At 61.9% G+C, this 1,869-nt stretch carries 2 protein-coding genes; one reads left to right on the top strand and one right to left on the bottom strand.

Annotation, left to right across the window (positions count from 1 at the left end; genetic code table 11):
* The first annotated feature begins 4 nt into the window (after positions 1-4).
* Positions 5-562 (top strand): glycerol-3-phosphate 1-O-acyltransferase PlsY, encoded by a 558-nt coding sequence (gene plsY / locus ACIQVE_RS23380; protein ID WP_402812860.1) that lies wholly within the window; start codon positions 5-7, stop codon positions 560-562.
* 23 nt (positions 563-585) lie between these two features.
* On the opposite strand, the gene tsaD is transcribed toward plsY, so the two are convergent.
* On the bottom strand, positions 586-1,611 hold the full coding sequence (gene tsaD, locus ACIQVE_RS23375; protein WP_402812789.1) for a tRNA (adenosine(37)-N6)-threonylcarbamoyltransferase complex transferase subunit TsaD: 1,026 nt from the start codon (positions 1,609-1,611) through the stop codon (positions 586-588).
* Positions 1,612-1,869: the final 258 nt, after the last annotated feature.

Genomic DNA, 1,869 nt, shown 5'->3' with positions numbered 1-1,869 from the left:
GTGCCTGGCGACGCGCGCCGACCTGCTCGGCTCTCTGTCCTTCGCCATTTTGCTCAGCCGCCTGACCGGAAATCCGGACCCGCGAATGAGTGGCTCGGGTAATGCCGGCGCCACCAACATGCTGCGCCTGGCCGGCCGCAAACTCGCGATCCTGACCCTGCTGGGTGATCTGTGCAAAGGCCTGCTGCCGGTACTGATCGCTGCGGCTATCGGTCTTTCGCTACAGGATCAGGCCTGGATTGGCGTGTGCGCCGTGATCGGTCACCTGTTCCCGCTGTACTTTCGTTTTCGCGGCGGCAAGGGCGTCGCCACCGCTGCCGGCATGCTGCTAGCCCTGTATCCGCCCGCTGCGCTGCTGGCGGTGTGTGCCTGGCTGCTGACGTTCTACCTGACCCGCACCAGCTCCTTGGCAGCGCTCATCGCCACACCGCTGACCCTGCCACTCCTTGCCTGGCAAGAACCGGAGGCACTGCTGCCGATGAGCGCATTGACGCTGCTGATCGTCTGGCGCCACCGCGGCAATCTACGCGACCTGTTTGCCGGGCGCGAACGGCATTTCTGAATACCGTTCACGAGCGCTGCTCATCAGAGCGCCGACAATTGCTCCATCGGCCAGCGCGCCTGCACGCTGATCGCCAGACTTTCCTGCTGTCCGGCCTGCAATCGCTGGCAACCGGCGAACGCGATCATCGCGCCATTGTCGGTGCAGAACTCGGGACGGGCGTAAAACACATCGCCCTGCATGCCACCGAGCATTTTCTCCAGGGACACACGCAGCGCCTTGTTGGCGCTGACGCCGCCAGCAATCACCAGACGCTTCATGCCCGCCTGTTTCAGGGCCCGCTTGCACTTGATGGTCAAAGTCTCCACCACGGCCTGCTGGAACGCCAGAGCGATGTCGCAACGGGCTTGCTCGTTGTCGTCCCCGGCGCTGACGCGTTGCTGCCACGTATTGAGCGCCGAGGTCTTCAGACCGCTGAAGCTGAATTCCAGCCCCGGGCGATCACACATCGGACGCGGGAAAGTGAAACGTCCTGCGACGCCGCTCTCCGCCAGCTTGGCGATTTCCGGCCCGCCGGGATAATTGAGGCCCATCATCTTCGCGGTCTTGTCGAAAGCTTCACCGGCCGCGTCGTCGAGCGTCTCACCGAGCAACGCGTATTGACCGATGCCATCGACCTGAACCAACTGCGTATGACCGCCGGAGACCAACAAAGCGACGAACGGAAATTCTGGTGGTTTTGGCTCCAGCATCGGCGCCAGCAAATGACCTTCCATGTGATGCACGCCGAGCGCCGGAATACCCCAGGCGAACGCCAGTGCCTGGGCGCAGGAAGCACCAACCAGCAGCGCCCCAACCAGGCCAGGGCCCGCGGTGTAGGCGATCGCGTCGATCTCGGTCGGCACGCAGCCAGCCTCGGCTAACACCTGACGAATCAAGGGCAGCATGCGCTTGACGTGGTCACGCGAGGCCAGCTCCGGCACCACACCGCCATAGGCGCGATGCAGGTCAATCTGACTGAACAGTGCATCGGCCAGCAGGCCCCGTTCACTGTCATATAATGCGACGCCGGTTTCGTCGCAGGAGGTTTCTAATCCCAGTACTAGCATGGGTTTGCGCCTTGTTTAGGCTGAATTCGAAGGCGCGCATAATAGTCCCCGCGTGATGCCCCGACCAGCGGTTTTCGATCAGAGGCTTTGCAATCCGAGCGATGAGGGGTTAACATCCGCAACCCTTAAAAACCGACGACCTCAGCCGCGAATTTCTTGCGACGAGAACGTTGATCCCGGTAATGAAAGAAGGTAGCTCTGGATGCCAGCCGTCAAAGTTCAAGAGAACGAACCATTCGACGTAGCTCTGCGTCGTTT

This window comes from Pseudomonas sp. NPDC098747, assembly GCF_044760045.1.
GTDB lineage: Bacteria > Pseudomonadota > Gammaproteobacteria > Pseudomonadales > Pseudomonadaceae > Aquipseudomonas.
Note: the sequence above shows the minus strand (reverse complement) of the source record. Positions and strands in the feature narration are given on the sequence as shown.